Annotated in this window: 11 protein-coding genes; 6 read left to right on the top strand and 5 right to left on the bottom strand. The window is 59.0% G+C overall.

What is annotated here, in order from left to right; all coding sequences use genetic code 11:
* Positions 1–9: 9 nt before the first annotated feature.
* Entirely contained in the window at positions 10–861 is an 852-nt protein-coding gene (locus tag RBB49_RS27270) for a GNAT family N-acetyltransferase (protein WP_306146126.1), read from the bottom strand.
* Positions 862–1282: 421 nt separating this feature from the next.
* Between RBB49_RS27270 and RBB49_RS27265 the strand changes: the two genes are divergently transcribed.
* The 6 genes from RBB49_RS27265 to RBB49_RS27240 all read left to right on the top strand — a co-directional run bounded on the left by RBB49_RS27265 (position 1283) and on the right by RBB49_RS27240 (position 10685).
* On the top strand, positions 1283–3868 hold the full coding sequence (locus tag RBB49_RS27265) for a caspase family protein (RefSeq protein WP_306146125.1): 2586 nt from the start codon (positions 1283–1285) through the stop codon (positions 3866–3868).
* An 18-nt stretch (positions 3869–3886) separates the two neighbouring features.
* Entirely contained in the window at positions 3887–4138 is a 252-nt protein-coding gene (locus RBB49_RS27260; protein ID WP_306146124.1) for a hypothetical protein, read from the top strand.
* Positions 4139–4164: 26 nt separating this feature from the next.
* Positions 4165–5793, top strand: coding sequence for a caspase family protein (locus RBB49_RS27255; RefSeq protein ID WP_306146123.1), 1629 nt, complete (start codon positions 4165–4167; stop codon positions 5791–5793).
* A 136-nt stretch (positions 5794–5929) separates the two neighbouring features.
* Positions 5930–6610 carry a hypothetical protein gene (locus RBB49_RS27250; protein WP_306146122.1) on the top strand — a complete coding sequence of 227 codons (681 nt, stop codon included), beginning with the start codon at positions 5930–5932 and terminating at the stop codon, positions 6608–6610.
* Between the two features lie 74 nt (positions 6611–6684).
* Positions 6685–8538 (top strand): adenylate/guanylate cyclase domain-containing protein, encoded by a 1854-nt coding sequence (locus tag RBB49_RS27245; RefSeq protein ID WP_306146121.1) that lies wholly within the window; start codon positions 6685–6687, stop codon positions 8536–8538.
* A gap of 197 nt (positions 8539–8735) precedes the next feature.
* Complete coding sequence (locus RBB49_RS27240) at positions 8736–10685, top strand: M23 family metallopeptidase (RefSeq protein WP_306146120.1); 1950 nt, start codon at positions 8736–8738, stop codon at positions 10683–10685.
* 138 nt (positions 10686–10823) lie between these two features.
* Here the strand turns inward: RBB49_RS27240 and tssH are convergent, their stop codons facing one another.
* The 4 genes from tssH to tssE are packed head-to-tail and all read right to left on the bottom strand — an operon-like array spanning position 10824 to position 18121.
* Complete coding sequence (gene tssH, locus RBB49_RS27235; RefSeq protein ID WP_306146119.1) at positions 10824–13634, bottom strand: type VI secretion system ATPase TssH; 2811 nt, start codon at positions 13632–13634, stop codon at positions 10824–10826.
* Positions 13635–13659: 25 nt separating this feature from the next.
* On the bottom strand, positions 13660–15579 hold the full coding sequence (tssG, locus tag RBB49_RS27230; RefSeq protein WP_306146118.1) for a type VI secretion system baseplate subunit TssG: 1920 nt from the start codon (positions 15577–15579) through the stop codon (positions 13660–13662).
* Positions 15576–17573 carry a type VI secretion system baseplate subunit TssF gene (tssF, locus tag RBB49_RS27225; RefSeq protein WP_306146117.1) on the bottom strand — a complete coding sequence of 666 codons (1998 nt, stop codon included), beginning with the start codon at positions 17571–17573 and terminating at the stop codon, positions 15576–15578. Before tssF ends, tssG begins: the two co-directional genes overlap by 4 nt.
* Positions 17570–18121: a type VI secretion system baseplate subunit TssE gene (tssE, locus tag RBB49_RS27220; protein WP_306146116.1), complete on the bottom strand. Its 552-nt coding sequence runs from the start codon at positions 18119–18121 to the stop codon at positions 17570–17572. The genes tssF and tssE overlap by 4 nt, the downstream gene beginning before the upstream one ends.
* Positions 18122–18194 lie beyond the last annotated feature (73 nt).

The following is an 18194-nucleotide window of genomic DNA, read 5'->3' as shown; positions in this document are numbered from 1 at the left end:
TCAGGCGCATCAGCCAAGTTCAAACGTGGTAATCCCGTAAATCTGGTCGAGCGGAAGATCCGGGACTGCGCCCCGATACATGCGGAAGGTCTCGAACTCCGGCGACAACTCATATCTTTCTGCCAGAAGCAGGGCCGCCGCGTTCGGTTCCGGCGTGTCGAGGATAATGAACTGCCCTTTGACCTGGCCCGCGAGTGTCCGGAAGAGCGTATCGGCGATGTCCGGTGTATCGGCGAAGAGGGGGCCGATCTTGAAGCCTTCGTGGCACGCCCGCAAAACGCCGTATCCCTTGACCTCGCCGTCTTCGATAAACGCAAATCCCCTGCGTGTTTCGAGCATCGGTGCCGTCCAGATTTTCAGGAAATCTTCACGCTGTGCCGGAAAGAAACGCCCGTCATAGCTGTTGACCGCTGAAAAGACGCCATGCCCCAGAGGGGCGATGCGCGGGTCCATGGGGGCATCACAAAGTGAAACGCCTGTTTGCCGGATGTTCCGGTAGATGGATTTGAAGCCATGTTCGGCATAGCTGGCTGTCTGTTCGTTCACGGCATCCAGGCCGATGAGCCTCGGCCCGAGATGTGACATCGCCTGAGCCCAGATCTGATGTCCAAAGCCCCGGGTTCTGTACTCCCGCTTGCAGATGTAGAACCCGATGAAGCCGAAAGAATCGCCGTAACGGACGGCGGAGATAACTGTAATCAGCTTGCCGTCAATCTCGCCGCCCAGGAATCCCTGGGGATCAGCTGCAAAGAATGCCGGACCATCTTCCAGTCCCGGGTTCCAGCCTTCCTGCATGGCCATGTCCAGGGGAATGTCAATTTCAACCTCACTCAAACGGCGGATTTTGAGCTCTTTTGTCATGAAACTGTGCTCGTCGGCTCGTGAACAGGAAGGATCGCTTCCAGCAAATACAGCAATTGCCCTTCCGATTTTCAATAAACTTTCCGTGCGAAGAGACGAAAAGTCGAAAAAAGTCGGGTGTTTAAACCGGTCGCACGCTTGCCTAGTTTGTGCAAGTGTGCATCACTTTACTTAAGGTTATTTGGGCGAATAATCCGATCCAGGGGCGGATCGACGAAGCTGTGAGGTACGTCACAGCCAGATTTCAGAATTTATGAGACTTTCCCGTTCAAGACATGGCGCTGAGGACGATATGCAAAAACGGAAAAACCTTCCAGCTTTGATGCGGTCTGCAAAAGAAAGTGTGACAGGTCCGGTAACAAGCTTGCGGCGCGCCGCAAGAGACGGGGCAATCGGCGCAGCTTTCGGCGTGCTGGCTATCATGACCCCGGCTCTGGCTTCAACGGCGGAAGATCCCGGCCGCAGGGTCGCGCTCGTGATCGGAAACCAGGATTACGAATTCGTCGAACCCCTCGTGAACCCGATCAACGATACGAATGAAATCACACGCGTTCTGCGCGAAGCGGATTTCGACGTTACCGTGGGCACGAACCTCAGCAAGAAAGAGCTGGAAAAAGTTGTCCGCAGGTTCCTGCGCGAACTCAACGACGGCGATACGGCGCTCTTTTACTACTCCGGCCATGCCCTGCAGGTTGGCGATTCGAATTTTCTGCTGCCAGTAGATGCCAAACTGGCGTCTCAATACGATCTGGAGTTCGAAAGTCTCAAGGTCTCCCACCTGCTTGATTACATGAAGGCTGCATCCAGCCTGCAGATTGTGATGCTCGATGCGTGCCGTGACAATCCGTTCGAAATCGGCAGTCTGTTCTGGGGCGAGCAGGAATACGCACTCGGCAAGACCCGTGGGCTGCGCAGAATTCCCAACAAGCTTGGAAGTTTCATTTCCTACGCGACCCGGCCCGGTCAGGTCGCCTATGACGGCGAGGGGCCGTTGAGCCCGTTCACGTCATCCGTCGTGACAAATGCACTGGATCCTTCGCTTGAAATCAAAGACCTGATGACCAAGGTCCGTGATGAAGTGGTGCGTAAGACCGGCGGTCAACAGATCCCGTATGAAGATTCAACCCTGGTGACGAATTTCTACTTCGTGCCGCCGAAACCCGAGCCTATTGTCACTGCACATCACCGGGTGAGTGTTCCGCTTGGCAGTGACGCAAGCCCGCTCTCCATACCCGAGCCCGTTCAGCCTGAAGGAGGTGCGATCGTCGCAACGCTGACGCTGTCACCGGAAAAGGGTGTGCTTCGGCTGCCAGATGGAAGGACCATCGGCGAGGGCGATACGCTTGATGCCGTGGAGTTGGCGAGCCTCGAGTTTCTGCCGGACGGTTCAGGCGCTGGTGATGTTGAACTCATTGGCTACCAGGTCAAGGATGATTGGGGTGGCTCGGCGTCCGCGATTGCATCGATCACGGTTGTTCAATCGGCACCGGTTCCAGACGATGGCGCAAAGGAAAAAGAACGCAGGGAACGCCTGGAACAACTGATCGCCTGGCTTTCGCAAACTTCGAAGGGCTCTGCAGTCGAGGCCGATATCGGCGTCGGTCCGGTCCAGGTCTATGCCGATGCACCGGACGAGGGTTTGCCGGCGACGGATGATTGGTTGAAAGTGGTGTCAGTCGACAGCGATCTTCAACTTTCTTCCGACGGTCGGCTTCTGCGCCCTGGGGACCGGTTCCCGATGTCAGGTCTTTCCAGCTTGACCGTGCGGCCTCAAATCGGTTCGGAGACGGAAGCACGGCGCTTCACCCTCGAATTACCCGCCGAGAATGGCAGCACTGGTGAGACGCTGACGCAGATTGTGCAGCCGCGTGTGACCCAATGCGATCAACTGGCGACACAACCGTTCGATCTCCAGGCCGTGACCGAGGGTCGGCTGGCCAACGATATCGATTCAGCCGCGGTGGACAAGGCCTGTGCGGAGGCAATGGAAGCTCACCCGGAGATCGGGCGTTTTGTATTCCAGCGCGGACGCGGTGCGTTTGCGGCCGGCGATCTGGCGCAAGCCGCCAACTATTTCCAGCAGGCATACCAGATGGGCCATGTGCGTGCGGGACAGGTGCTTGGCCGGATGTACTTCCTTGGTGCCGGTCGGGACCGCGACCGCAAAAAGGCGGTCGAACTCTACAGCAAAGCGGCCGAACGCGGTGACGCATATGCGCTCCATTCGCTCGGTATGGCACAAATCAAGGGCGAGGGAACCAAGCAGAACGAGAAGGCCGGCCTTGAGAAACTTCTGCAATCCGTGGAAGCCGGCCACACTTTTTCATTCAATGCGATTGGTGGCTTTTACCTTGACGGTAAACATGTCGAGGGGAATGTCGACCGCGCCGTTTACTACTTCAACAGGTCCGCGTCCCGCGAGGACATTTACGGCTACCTGAACATGGGTACGCTGTATCGGGACGGTAAAGGAACCCCGCAGGACTATGATGCTGCGCTTGCCTGGTTCAAAAAGGCACATGAAGGCGGTCATCCGGCTGCCGGTACGGCGATCGGCCTGCTTTACTTTAACGGCCAGGGTGTTGAGAAGAGTGCAGAAGAGGCAACCAGATGGTTCCGCGAAAGCGCGGAACGCGGCGATGCCTGGGGCGCTTACAACACCGCCTGGATGCTTGGACAGCAATCAGGCGACGCTGCAGGGCGCGACCGGATCAGAATGCTGGCAATGGCTGCCATCGTCGATCCGTCCTCTTCGGCGGCCGGCAAGGGCCGCGAGGATCTGAAGGGCGCCAACAAACGCCTGAAGGCAATGGTCTTGCAGCAGGCATTGACCGACGTAGGGTTCGAACCCGGCCCGGTTGACGGCCAACCCGGCCGAAAGACGAGAGATGCATTGAAAAAGTTTTTCAGTAGCTCTGATCTCACACCTGTTCAGGGCGACGAAGCCCTGATCGCTCTCGTCAAATATCAGTGGGAACAGAGCCGTCCCAGATATGATTTGTTCTGATTTGTTAAGGAGGAATAGATGAAACACATTAGACTGGCATTGTCCTCAGCAGGCTTGACGGCGCTATTCCTTGCAGGATGTGCAACACAGCCGACCGTCTCTACGGGTGCGCAACCGATCGCAACAACGACCTCTTCCGCACCCCGCACCGCGACCCCGGTATCGGACCCGATCAACGATCCGCTCATCCGCGACAATGACAACGGCGGCGGCGGTGGCGGCGGCGGCGGCGGTGGACCTGGCGGCGGCGGCAGCGGCGGCTGGGGCTGATATCGCACCGGCGCGTGAGGCTACTCATGACTATGTATTTGAAGGCGGCCCTTGGTGTTGCATCGTTGCGCCGCCTTGCCTTTGCCATTGCTCTTCCGTTGCTTCTTGCCCCTCAGGCGGTCGCGGCGGGAGAATGGCGGGCACTGGTGATCGGGATCGATGCCTATGAGCATGTTTCGCCGCTCCGCGGAGCAGTGAACGATGCAAGGGATATTGCCGGAACCCTGCAGGCTGCAGGCGTCGAAGATCTTGAAACCCTTTACGACGGTGCGGCCACCAGAGAAGCCATACTGACGGCCTGGCAAGGCCTGATCGAGCGTTCTGCCCCTGACGATGTGCTTGTGCTTTCCTATGCAGGGCACGGCGCACAAGAGGACGAATGGGTCAAGGGATCCGAGGCGGACGGGCTGGACGAAGTCTTCCTGCTCGCCGGTTTTGACATCTCTGCACCCGGCAATGCTGAGCGTCTGCGGGATGATGATCTTGCGGCCATGCTCCGGGCGGCCGGTGACCGGAGTGTCCTGGTACTCGCCGACAGCTGCCACTCCGGCACAATGACGCGGTCGATCGATCCGAGAATCGTGCGCCTGGGGACACGTCTGGTCGGCTTGCCTCCATTTGAAAACGATGTGCTGAGATCGCAGCCGAGCCATCCGCTTTTGAAGCGGCACGGCGATGACGCGTCGGACCTGCAGGAGCTTCCCAACGTTATTTACGTCGGCGCGACCGTGGACGGGCAGGTGATCCCCGAACTCATGATCGCGGGTGAGCCCAGGGGCGCATTGAGCTGGTCGTTTGCGCGCGGCGTTGAGGGCCGGGCGGATCTTGACCGGGATGGCGGCATTTCGATGGAGGAACTGACCCTGTTTCTCAAGGAAACCGTGCGCGTTGCGACCGAGGGCAGGCAGACACCGAGCCTGACGGTCGGCGGCGGTACACGCGCCGCGGTTCTGCCAAGGGTTAAGGACAACATTCTGGAACGCGGCACCGCCGGACTGACGATTTCGGCAAGCACCGATATTGCTCTTCCGGTTCTGAAAAACCTGCGCGAAAAGCATGGCGGTGCCGTGGAGATCGTCAACGATGGCAACGCCGATCTCTTTTGGGATGTCGAGGAAGGCGATGTCCTGACCAAGTTCGGGGATATCGTTCTGAGAAACAGCGCCGGAAATGCCGACCGTTTTTCGCAGGTCGTTTCCAAGTGGCTGTTCCTGTCCGAGCTCTACGCGCTTTCGCGTGAACGCAAACCGGTCGAAGGCACATTGAGACCGGCCGTCGGGCACATACCGGAAGGATCGCCGCTCCGGGTTGGACTTCGGTCCGAAGAAAGCGGTTTCATGGCTGTGTTCGCGCTGGAGGCGGACGGCACTGTGCGCCTTCTTGCACCAAACAGGAAAGCCGATCCGTTGGGATTGGATACCAAGCTAGAGGCAGACGCGCCCTATGTGCTCAATCTCCGCGCAGCGCTTCCATTTGGAGCCGACCATATCGTGCTGATTCGATCCCGGGAAACCATGCCTCAGCTTGTCGGTGTCCTGTCCGCGATGGAGGGCAGGCCGCTTGACCCCGCTCTTGCACCAAAACTGCTGAGTTTGATCGGAAATTCTGCAGAGGCTGTCGGCATAACTGGGGTCTACACCGAACCTGCGGGCTAGGTCGTGCCATCCAATTCGCGTTTATGTGACCAAAGCCACATTCAATTCGCGATTTTCTGGTATTATTGAAACACTGATTGGCGCTCGGACTCCGGCCGAGTTCATGCGCAACAAACCATTGACCCTGGAGACCGTCATGAAAGATTTGTTTAGTCGATTTGCAAAACGAAGTCTGAAAACGACCGGTTTGGTCGCCGCATTCGGACTGGGCACGATTGTGTCCGGCGCTGCGCTTGCGGATCCCGTTGCACTTGTCCTTGACAGGTCCGAAGGGGTCTCCGTGTCCGCGTTTTCGGAGTTGATGCCTGGAGACGTGATTGATCTGGGCGCTTCCGGACATGTGGACCTGCTGGATTATTCGGCCTGTCAGGAAGTGCGGATCAAGGCCGGAACGCTGACGGTGTCGTCGGGCGGTTTCGTGCTTGATGGCGGCGAAGAAAAGGTTTTGCGCGCTGGCAACTGCCTGCAGGCCGATAGCGGCTCCAACTCAAGCACCGCCGACAAGGGATTGACGGTCACGCTGCGCGGATTGACGCTGGAGAATAAGAAAGCCGCGTCCCTCATGCTTCGTTTCGATGACACAGCGAAGGATCAGTACGGCTCGGTCTTTGTCTCCTTTGGCGGCGGTGAACCGATCCGGTTTGACGTTCTGGACAACATTGTTACCGAGATGCCGGAGCGCGAAAGTGAAGACGACGCCGTTGAAGTCGAGCTTTTTCTGCAAGGAAAGGCGCCGGATTTCGGTGTTGAGATGCGGAAAATCACGATTGACCCGGCCCAGGTCGGGCGCAAAACCGCGGTCGTTCTCGTGAAATGAAGTCAAACGGCCGAATCGCGGATTCGGCCATCGGCCGAAAACAACTTGTCCTGCTGATTGCGGTTGTCGCATCGATGGCAGGACTTGTTGTCGGTCTGTCTGCGAACAAGGCCATCTGGGAAGGCTGGGTGACGGACCGTCTTTTTCAGCTCCGCGCCAATTTCAACCAACCAGCGCTGACCTCTTCTCCCGTTGCCGTCGTTGGTCTTGATCAGGCGTCGCTCGATTCAGAACGTCTGTCCCGCATCCCCCGGGTCCTGATGACGCCGGTCATGGCCGAGGCGGGACAGGCTGTTCTCGACGCGGGCGCGACCGCTCTCGGCTTTGATTTTGTATTTGCCTACAGTGCCGATTCCTTTGTTGATCCCAGTACCGGCGAAGCGCGCCTCAGCGGGTTTGACAGACCATTCCAGAGCTTTGCCTACCGGAACAGGGGCAAAGTCTTTATCGCGCATACCGAAATCGGTGTTCCACATCGCAGCTTCACCGCTGCGATCGGGGCTGGTGGCGTTCGTTCGGTGATCGTGTCGACCGACAATGACGGCATCGTACGCAAACATGTGCCGCAATTGCCGCTCAACGAATCTCCGCACCTGATCGATGCGCTTCTCGGGGCGGCGGGTGCAGATGTGTCGGAAGCATTTGTTTCGATACCTGATTCGAGACTGGCGACATCGTTGCCTTACATGTCCCTGATCGATGTTCTGACGCTTAGCCAAAACGAGGAAGGGCGCGCCAGGCTGAAGGAGTTTTCGAAGGGCCGGATCGTTCTGTTTGGCGGCCTGTTGCCCTTCGAGGACGAACATCTTTATTCGGACCGCTTCCTGCCCCACGTTTCCCCCGAAGCCGCCGACACCGGACCGGGAGGCAGGCCAAGGGTCCAGCCGCAGACCGCCGGCGTCTTCATACTGGCCGATGTGATCGGCGCAGCGCTGTCGGATCGCTATGCTGTTGCGCCGCCGCGCGGACTGCTCACCGCACTGGCCATTGGCTTTGCGATTGCCGGTGCGGTTGCCGGGCTGTTTTTTCCGCTCATGGTCTTGCCGGTGATCGCTGTCCTCGGCGTTTTGGCCGGTCTCGGCTTGAGTCTGGCCGGCCTGGAAGCCGGCATTCTAATCGCCCCGGGTGTGGCTCCGGTCAGTTGCGTAATGGCGATGGTGGCGGCAGCCGTCGGCAAGGTAAGCATTCTGCAACGGCGGCAGAGATCGCTTGTCAGGCTGTTCGGCCACTATCTGGCACCCGACGTGATCAGACACATGGCGACATCCGAGCAGTTGCCGGAACTCGGCGGAGACACACGGCATGTGGTGGTCGCCTTCATTGACATCGTCGGCTTTACGAAGATGTCCGAGAAGCTTCCCGACCGGGACGTTGTGCGCGTCGTCAATGCCTGTTTCGACAGGATCGGACAGACGATCACGAAACATCAGGGCTATATCGACAAATATATCGGCGACGCGATCATGGCGGTCTGGAACGCACCAAACACGGTCGACAACCCGGAAAAGGCGGCGGTTGACGCCGCTCACGAGATTATCGGCAGCCTTGTTGAGATCAGGCAGATCACCGGCGAGGCGGGGCTGGATCTCAGGATCGCCCTGAACGCTGGTCCGGTCCTGGTCGGTGATATCGGCGGCGAGCACCGCCGTTCTTTTACCGTGATGGGAACAACCGTGAACACGGCCAGCAGGGTCGAATCCGTCGCCAAGGACAAAAAAGTTCGCCTTGCGCTTAGCCAGTCGGTGGCGGACGGGTTGCCCAAACGTTATCCGCTCCTGGAAATCTGGACTGGTCAGCTGCGTGGACTGAGCACGGATATATCGGTGTACACTCTGGATGTGCCTGAAATATATATGGAAAAAGAAACAGGCGAAGACAACGCCGAAAGCACGGGGCAAAAATCCAACCTTGTCGAGTTTCCGCGCTGAATGCGCCGCACCTTGCGCCTGGTCCGTGCTTTTGCATCTGATGGCCGCATCCGGCATGATCGGGCTTGCAGCTGAACACAAAGAGAAACTGCTGTAGCCAAGGGTGAACGATGGTTCAGTGGTCGGATAACAACAGCCACGGTGCACACAGGCCCGAATTTGACCGCACGGTGATACGACCTGCGGGAAAACCCGTCGTGGCTCCGTCCGCGCCGGAACCCGCGGCGCAACCGCAGCCTCCCAAAGCAAAAGAAGAGAAACGCGCGAGTTCACCCTTCGTGATCTACGGGATACTTGCGCTTTCCTTTTTGATCATCGGCGGCGGCATCGGTGGAATTGCACATCTGGTGTCCTCAGGCGCGATCTCGCTTTCAGCGCCCGAGGAAACAGTCGCCAGAAGCACCGATGCGCCACCTGCAACGGACATCGAGGACGACGAGAACCCGGGGGATGCCGCGAAGGGGGATGCCGAGAAGGGGGATGCCGAGAAGGGTACCGGGGTCGCCTCCCAGGAACAGCAGATTGAAACGGTTGATGCCGGCCCGGCACTGGCGGCGGATGACGGCACGGTTGAAGATCTCGATGTTCCCGCCGATCCTTTCTTCGATATGGCAGTGTCTGCGGTCATTCCGCTCGCCGGCGATCCGGTTCTGCTGAATGACGGCGCTTCGGCGGATCGCATACAGCTTTCGGAACGCGCAATTCCGGAAAGTTCGAAATCCAGCGGCGTGACTGCTTTGCCATCGCTGAGTGCATTTGTGCTGGACAGCCGGATGTTGAACGACGATGGCGACCTGGTAATCCGCGCGCCCGGCAGTGAAGCCGACTTTCAGTTCGGCAATTTCGGCGGCGGCGAGGAATCCGATGGACTGGTGGTCGATGAGCCGGACGTGGACAGCGACGCCGGGACCGCCGATCTGCCGGTGTTCCTGAAACCGTCAACCGATACGCTCGATCTCTACCTGACGGAACGACCGATCGGGCAGGGTCCCAGCCGGATCGAGCTGCGCAAGGCGATCACCAAGACTGTCCCGATTGGAACCCTTCTGAAGGAAAACGGTTTCGACGAAGACGCTTCGAAAGACCTCGGTGAATTCCTCAAGCAGGAGTTTGACAGGTCCGATTTGATCGCGGGCGACAAGATCGCCATACGCGGCGTTCGTATGCCCAACCGGCTGGGACGCATTGGCGACTACTATCGGCCGGTCCAGCTATCACTTTATTCGGCAGAAGGATATGTCGGAACTGCCGCCTATTCCGCAACACGTGAGGGAGAGGGGTACAATCACGGCGCTGACCCATGGTTCGGAAAAGAGATCGTGCAGGAGAAGATCGTGGACGACGAGGGCGGTGATGCCGGCAAGACGCACAGGCTGATTGACGGTCTCTACGCGACCGCGGTCCGCAATGCCGTTCCGGCGTCGATCGTTGGAGAGGCCATCGCCTATCTTGCGCCTACCACCGATCTGAAGAGAGCGATAAAGCCGGACGAGCGCTTCACGCTTGTTTTCAGCGACATGGCGCGCGACGAAAAGCGAGGCGGCGGCCGGGTCCTGTTTGCCGGTGTGCGCACGGGAGATAACTGGTCGGTGCGCTGCTATGTTCTCAAGGCGCCCGGAAACAGGGGGTTCGCGTGTGTGAGTGAGGGCGGCAAGATCAGTCTTTCCGGTGCCATGCTTGTTCCAGTGAAGGGCGTTCTGACATCGAAATTCGGCATGCGGTTTCACCCGATCAAGAAAGTGTCCCGGCTCCATGCCGGTGTGGACTGGGCCGCGCCGACCGGCACGCCCATTCGCGCCGCCTTCTCCGGCAAGGTCACCTACAAGGATGTGCGCGGCGGCTACGGAAACTTCATAGAATTGAGCCACAAGGACGGCATCACCAGCCGCTATGCGCACATGCACGAATATGCCGACGGCATCGAACTGGGTTCCGTTGTTCAGGCAGGGGATCTGATCGGCTATGTCGGAACGACAGGGTTGTCGACGGGGCCGCACCTTCATTTTGAAATCCGCCAGCGAGGCGAGCCTGCCGACCCGTTGTCCTTCGAAATGGAGACCGGAGCGGATGCCCCTCAATCCGTCGCAAGCAAGGACCTCAAGGCCTATCAGGGCGTTATCGGTGAGGTTCTGACGGGCAGTCAATAAGGCCGGTTCGAAACCGGATCGTTGGGCGCATTGTAAACCGCGTTGGACTGCAGCCGCCCGATGCAGCTCACCTCAAATAGGTGACAACCAAGGAAAATGGCGGTGCCGGGGCACCGCCAAAATCGTCTCTTATGCGCGTCAGGCGTCGCCGGTGGCGATTTCCAGGCCCTCTTCACCGGCGGCAATTGATACGGAGGTCAGTTCCTCTCCGTTCATCTGCGCGGTCAGGAACGCCCTGGAGAGCTTGGGCAGGAGATCGTTGGTCAGGATATTGTCGATCATGCGTCCTCCGCTGTCCGGGTCGCGGCACAGCGAAACGATATGGGCAATGACATCGTCTCCGAATGTCAGCTCCGCGTCCCGGTTCTGTTTCACGCGCTTTACGATGCGGTTGAGCTGCAGGCGAATGATGAAACCGAGCATGGAGGGCGACAGCGGATAGTAGGGGATCGTCACGATACGGCCGAGCAATGCCGGTGGAAACACGTCCAGAAGCGCCGGGCGCAAGGCTTCCGCCAACTCCTCGGCATCCGGTGCATTCGGGTCGGTGGCGGCGAGATCCGGGTCGCTTGAAACAGGGGCGTCCAGCATGTGGCTTGCCGCATTCATGATCGTTTCCGTACCGACATTCGATGTCAGCAGGATAAGCGTGTTGCGGAAGTCGATCTTGCGGCCCATGCCGTCTTCCATCCAGCCCTTGTCGAAGACCTGGAAGAAGATTTCATGAACGTCCGGGTGCGCCTTTTCCACTTCGTCCAGAAGCACGACCGAATAGGGTTTGCGGCGGACGGCTTCCGTCAAGCGCCCGCCTTCGCCATAGCCGACATACCCCGGAGGCGCCCCTTTCAGACCCGAGACGGAATGCGCTTCCTGGAACTCCGACATGTTGATGGTGATCAGGCTGTCTTCGCCGCCATAAAGGGTTTCGGCAAGCGCGAGTGCGGTTTCGGTCTTGCCGACACCGGAAGGGCCGCACAGCATGAACACGCCGATCGGCTTGTCCGGGTTGCCCAGTTGAGCGCGGCTGGTCTCGATGCGTTTGGCAATCATTGCCAGGCCATGTGCCTGGCCGATGACACGCTTGTTCAGGCTGTCCGTCAGGTTGAGAATGGTTGCCATTTCATCCTGCACCATCCGTCCGACCGGTATTCCGGTCCAGTCCGAAATGATGCTGGCAACGGCTTCATCGTCGACATAGGCATAGACCATGCGCTCGTCTTCCGGGATCTCGGAGAGTTCGGCGCGTTTTTCATGAAGTGCTGCGCGAATGGCGTCTTCATCTTCAAGGTCGACGTCAAGATCAAGTTCAACGTCGTCGATTGAGACCAGTGCCGGACCTTCGTGCTCGGGATCCTCGATCTCCGCGCTTTCAGGGTGAGGAGCGGGCTCACCGCCCCTGAGCTGCGAAAGCGCAGCGTTCAGTCGGCGTATCGCTGCCACGAGGCCGCGCTCACGCTCCCACTCTTCCCTGACTTTTTCAATGTCGCGTTCCGTCGCTTCAATGGCCTCGTTGAGGGCATCAAGCTGTTCCTGATGCTCCATGCCAAGTTCGGTGTCATTGGTAAGAGCGCTTTTCTCTGTCTCGAGAAATCCCTTGCGTGCAACAAGGTCCGACAATTTGGCAGGTTGAGCCGCTTGCGAGATATTCACGCGGGCAGACGCGGTATCCAGAACGCTGACGGCCTTGTCGGGCAGTTGCCGTGCCGGAATGTATCGGTGGGAGAGCGAGACTGCGGATTTGACGGCGCTGTCCAGAATGCGCACCTGGTGGTGTTCTTCCATGGGGCCGAGCAGTCCGCGCACCATGGCGAAACATTTTTCCTCATCCGGCTCGTCGACCTGGACCGGCTGGAACCGGCGTGTGAGGGCAGGGTCCTTTTCGAAATGCTGACGGTATTCCGACCATGTCGTTGCCGCGACCGTGCGCAGCGTGCCGCGCGCGAGCGCCGGCTTGAGCAGGTTGGCGGCATCACCGGTTCCCGCTGCACCCCCGGCACCGATCAGCGTATGCGCTTCATCGATGAACAGGATCGTCGGCACGATCGAGGCATGAACGGCGTCAATGACGGCACGAAGCCGCTTTTCGAACTCGCCTTTCATGGACGCCCCGGCCTGCAGCAAGCCAAGGTCAAGTGCACACAGGCGCGTTCCCAGCAATGCGGGCGGAACGTCGCCCGCGACGATCTTTTGTGCAAACCCTTCGACAATTGCGGTTTTGCCGACGCCGGCCTCACCGGTCAGGATCGGATTGTTCTGCCGGCGGCGCATCAGAACATCGATGACCTGGCGGATTTCTTCGTCACGCCCGACGATTGGGTCGAACTCTTCGGCGCGTGCACGTGCGGTGAAGTCGACCGTGAACTGGGAAAGGGCATCTTCGCCAACGCCGCTTCCAGGTGCGGCTTCCACCGCTTCGCCGCCCGGTGCCGCCGCGGCTTTCGGTCCGGAACCGTCGATCGGACGTGCGCCGACTTCACTTGATGTCCCGGCAATCTTGTCGAGATCGCGCGCAAGCACGTCGCGGTTCAATCCCTCAAGGGCCGGCGAATAGCTGCGGAACTGGCGCCAGGTGGTCTTGTCGCCCATGGCCGCGAGAAGGACATAGGCGGACCGGATCTTGTAGTCGCCGTAGCGAAGCGTTCCTTCGAACCAGGCCCTTTCGAGCGCTTCCTGGAAGGGGGCTGCCATCGAGGGAAGTTCGGTCTGATTGATCTTCAGATCGGCGATTGCCTTTTGCAGGTCGCCGTGCACATCGCCGACATCAATTCCGAAATGGCGCAGGATGTGGACAAAGTCCGTATTCTCATCGCGCGCGAGATAATAGAGCCAATGCAGGATTTCCAGATGCCGGTGACCCGAACTCTTGGTCAGCCGCATGGCTTTTTCGAGACAGTCATAGCTGACTGTGGTGAGTTTGTTGGCAACTGTTTCAACAAGAATGTCACTCATGGCACCGGCCTTTCAAATTGGAGACCTATTGATAAACGGTGGTATGCCGACGAACCGGGCGGAACCGGGTATCGGTCAACATTTCTTCTTCGTCTTCGAATGCGTCTTCGTCCTGCGGAGTTGCGTCCTTCGGCTTCAGCCAGCCGATATGTCCGAGGGTCGCGGAGCTGATGCTGTCCATCCGGACGGCAGAGGCGCATCGTTTGGGAAGTGCAAGTTCGATTTCGTATTCGATCTCAAGTCCGAGATAAAAATCGATGAGATCGAAAAGCTGTTCAGTCCAGGGATTGGGCCTTGTTCGCGTCGGCGGCAGAAACTTGCGGTATTCTTCCAGTGAACTGGTGAAGATCCGGATCCGGATCTTGTCGCTGACGCTATAGACCTTGGAGCCGACGATCGTGTCCATGCCAAGCTGGCCTGCGCCGCCTGGGCCCAGACCGCCAATGCTGAGCTGATCATCCGGATCAAGGTGCAGCCAGGTGCCGACGCATTGGTCGATTTCGACCTCGACGTCGAAGACACCGGTGATCAGTGCCTTGAGGCGCGCCGCACTCTTCACCTTTGTGGAGGTCAGGCCGGCAAACAGCAATTTCAGCCGGTCATCGATCCGGTCGAGGTTCTGATAGACCGGGCTGCCAATGCCAATGCCTGATCCGAGGTAGGACAGGAATCGGTCATCGTCGGGCCGGTCGTGCTGCACGATCGGCCGAGCGTCGGCCCAGGCCCGGAAGAAAAACTGAATGAAGCGGTTGTTGAAGACATCCAGAAATCGCGGGAAACTGTCGTCGCCCTGCAGGCCGCGAACGATTGCCTCGTCGGTATAGGCCGACGGAAGGGCGCCTTGTGGTCCCAGCAGGCCCAGAAACCTTTCGAGCAGAACGAGGCCGTCATCGGCATCGCGCGTTGCACGCTCAATCGTGGATGTGGCGAATTCGCTGGTCGGATCCTGGCCAAACCGAACGATGTCCTCCATTGTCCGGCGGCTCTTGCCGATGCGGGGAGGGGCAGGCTCATCGAGGTTTTTCGGCCCCATTCCCGACTGCGCTCCGCCCGGTCCCGTCTGACCCTCCAACATGCGCAGAACGGCCAGCAAATCATGCCCGCCCGGGTGTTTTTGCACACGGTCGCTCAGTGCGGCCAGCAAAGAGGCAAATTGCTGTTGAACTGGAACTTCAATTCTGGTTTCGGCAACCTGTTCCTGTTCCTGTTCCTGTTCCTGTTCCTGTTCCTGTTCCTGTTCCTGCTCGTCCAGGTCTGCCGGCAGAACCCGGTCTTCGGGCTCCTCGATCGGCTCTACGTCAAGCGGTCCCTCTTTGCCTTCTGCTTCAAGCGGTTCCCCGGTCGCCTCGACTTCAGGCGGCTCCTCAGCATCGGCCGGCACGGTTTCCGTACCCGATTCCGCTTCGGACGGCGGCGCAACTTCTGTCGCGTGCGATGAAGTCGCGCTGCCTGATATCTCGCCCTCGGTCAATGCATCGTCTTTGCCCTCGGCCTCGAGCGCGACATCGGGCAGGTCCGCTGCTTCTGAAGTCGGATCGGGGACTGTTTCCTGAGGTTCGGGTGGCATGTCCGGCCAGACGGAAGGCGCTGCGGCGACCTGCACGATCGCCTCGACTTCAGGCGGCTCCTCCGCATCGGCCGGCACGGTTTCCGTACCCGATTCCGCTTCGGACGGTGGCGCAACTTCTGTCGCGTGCGATGAAGTCGCGCTGCCTGATGTCTCGCCCTCGATCAATGCATCGTCGCTGCCCTCGGCTTCGAGCGCGACATCGGGCAGGTCCGCTGCTTCTGAAGTCGGATCGGGGACTGTTTCTTGAGGTTTGGGTGGCATGTCCGGCCAGACGGAAGGCGCTGCAGCGACCTGCACGATCGTCTTGTCGGCAGGCGTCTTCTTGCCTTCTGGGACGACCTTTGTTTTCTGGTCGCTTTCGTCGGCGTCGCTCATAGGATCCCTCGTGCTCCGATCCTGGGCGGCCACTTCATGATCACGCCGCGTTCCGTGGTCGCGATCACGCATTGGGTGAAATGATTGATAGACGCGTATTCCGCAATGAAACGATCCAGCACGGCACCCATGAGAAACGCGCTGGCCCCTTCGAAAGCCTTGTCATCAAGTGTGATCGTGACCTCCAGCCCGCGCGCCACACCGGTTCCCGACTTTTGTTGAAGACGCCGGACTACCGGTCGTGTCGAGACCGAACGTACCGACTGGGCCTGGCGATCCGACGCGTTGTCGGCGAGTGGAGCGAACAGGCTGAGGATGTCCCTGAAGGATCTGCCGTCCTGTCCGGCCGCGTCGTGGACGAGGCCTGTATGGTTCAGTGCGAGCACGTTGATGAGCCGCCATGCGATCGCGCCGGCATGGCCTTCTTCGCCGAGCCGTTCATTGTAGGAAATCAGCGGCGGGCGCGGCTGTGTCGGGCCTGCGACGCAGTCGACCTTCAGGCTGACATCTTCAAGAATGCGAAAATCGCCAATCGACGACTTCTCCGGGTTTGTGCCGACAGGCAGCTCCGCCGCCAGCGCCCGGTTGGAGGCCAGGACCTTCAGTGACAGTTCCGCAAGCCGCTTGTTGCCGCTTTCAAGGAGCGCCGTCGCCTGTGCGCCGCTCGATATCATGATGAACGTTTCCGTGCCGATATAGGAACTCGGCTGCATTCTTCTCAGTTCGCTGGAAGATTGCCGGCGCGGCAGCCGCCGGATCGTGTAGAACCATTCATGTCCTGCTTTTTCCGTGTCGGGTGCGACGCTGTACAGCGGTTCGACGGATCGTTTTTCACCACCGGAAAAATGGGCATTCACCTCGGTGACGGAATGGACCTCGTAGTCAAGGGGCCGGGTGCGGTCTGTGATGACGGCAAATTCGTGCTGCCCCTTCTTGATCGGTACCCGATCGGTGGCGCGTTCGAACAGATTGACTGCCGGTGCTGTATGGAGCGCAAAAATTTTGTCCTCGACATGAGCCGGCAGGCGCGAATCTGCCTCGTCGAAGACGAACACGACCTCGAAGGACTTGGCTTTCACCCGGTCGAGATACTTCCGCAATCCTGTCAGCCGGAACCCCAGAAAACTGCGCGGAAAATTGAAATAGTCCCGCAGGTGGTCAAAACCCACGAACAGTCTTCTGTCGTTGCGCAGCAGCGCGTCGTCTTCATCAAAACCGGATTGGGTGACCGCATCCACGGGAAAGCGCTGAAGCGTTGCCTGGCCGAACGAGTCTTCCGTTCTCAAATAGACCGCGATCGTATGTCCGAAAATCTGCTCGTAAACCTTCGCGGCAAGGTCGAGGGGCCCGACAAGCTGGATAGGGAGTTCATCAATGCGGCATCCGGCAACCTGATACTCCGGTTTCTTGAGCGCTTCTTCTTCCGAAACCTCAAGTTCCGGATCTTCCGCCATCCGGTGGGTCAGCTTGATCGCAAGGCCTGCCCGTACACGGCGGTCCTCGGCCATTGCCGCGCCGAGCCCGGACACCTGGGCGGCAGAACTCAGATATCGAGCACCTGTCAGCTGCAAGGGGGTGAGCGTTATGGGTGCGCAAAGCGTGAACCGGCACCTGACCTCGCCCTGACGTTCCCGGAAAACCGCCTCCATGGGGGCATGCCGGTCGACCTTGATCCCGGACCGGAGGTTGGCGTCGCCATACTTGGGCGTAACGCGCGCCAGCACCATGGAAGGTATCGGGGCGAGGGCCGATGGATAAAGCTGTTCGAACAGATTGGATGTGAACTCGGAAAACTCGTGCTTCATCTTCAGCTGAACACGGGCGGCGAGGAACGCGGTCCCTTCAAGCAATCCGGACAACATCGGGTCGGACCGGTCTTCCAGGAGCCCGCCCAGTCTCTCGGCGACCGCCGGGTAGGATTCGGCGAATGCGGTGCCCTGTTCACGCAGATACGTGAGTTCCTGATTGTAGAGGTCCAGAAATTCGCGGTTCATGCAGTCGCCCCGATGATTTTGATACGCCCGAATGCCGGGTCGACATCCGCAATGAATTCGCTTCCGATGCGAACCGGGTCGCATCGTATCTCGGCCTTGATCAGAAATCTGACCTTGAAAGTGTCGCTGTCGATCGAGTCGTCCCGGATGACCTGGAGCGTCCGCGGATCCATCCGAGGTTCGAAACGAATGAGTGCGTCCCGGATATCATCCGCCAGTCTTTCAATCTTGATGGTGTCGACGACATGGACGGAAAGGTCGGGAAGGCCATAGTTCAAAATTGAGGTTTCGACTTCAGGGAAGTCTGAAAGATCCTGTGTGGAATTCAGGTTGACGGTGTTCAAAAGGGCCTGAAGATCGCGCCGGACCTCCGACAAAAGCGTTTGTTCTGTGACACCGTAACTTCTGGAAAGCCGCCGGCCGGACTTGAGGTTCTTGCTCTTGGTGTTTTCTTTCTGGCGTTCTTGCGCAGCCTTGTAGTCCGGGTCGTCCATAGCGCGGAAGGCCCACATCAAAGGCGCGTGAATCTTCACAGTTGATTTTGCCATCGGCAATGCCCGGGAGGTAGCTGCGGTCAAGGAATTCCGGGAGGCGGAAAACGCAGTGCGTCTTCATTTTCAG

The sequence above is a fragment of the Roseibium sp. MMSF_3412 genome (assembly GCF_030733265.1).
In the GTDB taxonomy this organism is placed as follows: Bacteria; Pseudomonadota; Alphaproteobacteria; order Rhizobiales; family Stappiaceae; genus Roseibium.
This window is presented reverse-complemented; position numbering and strand designations above follow the sequence as displayed.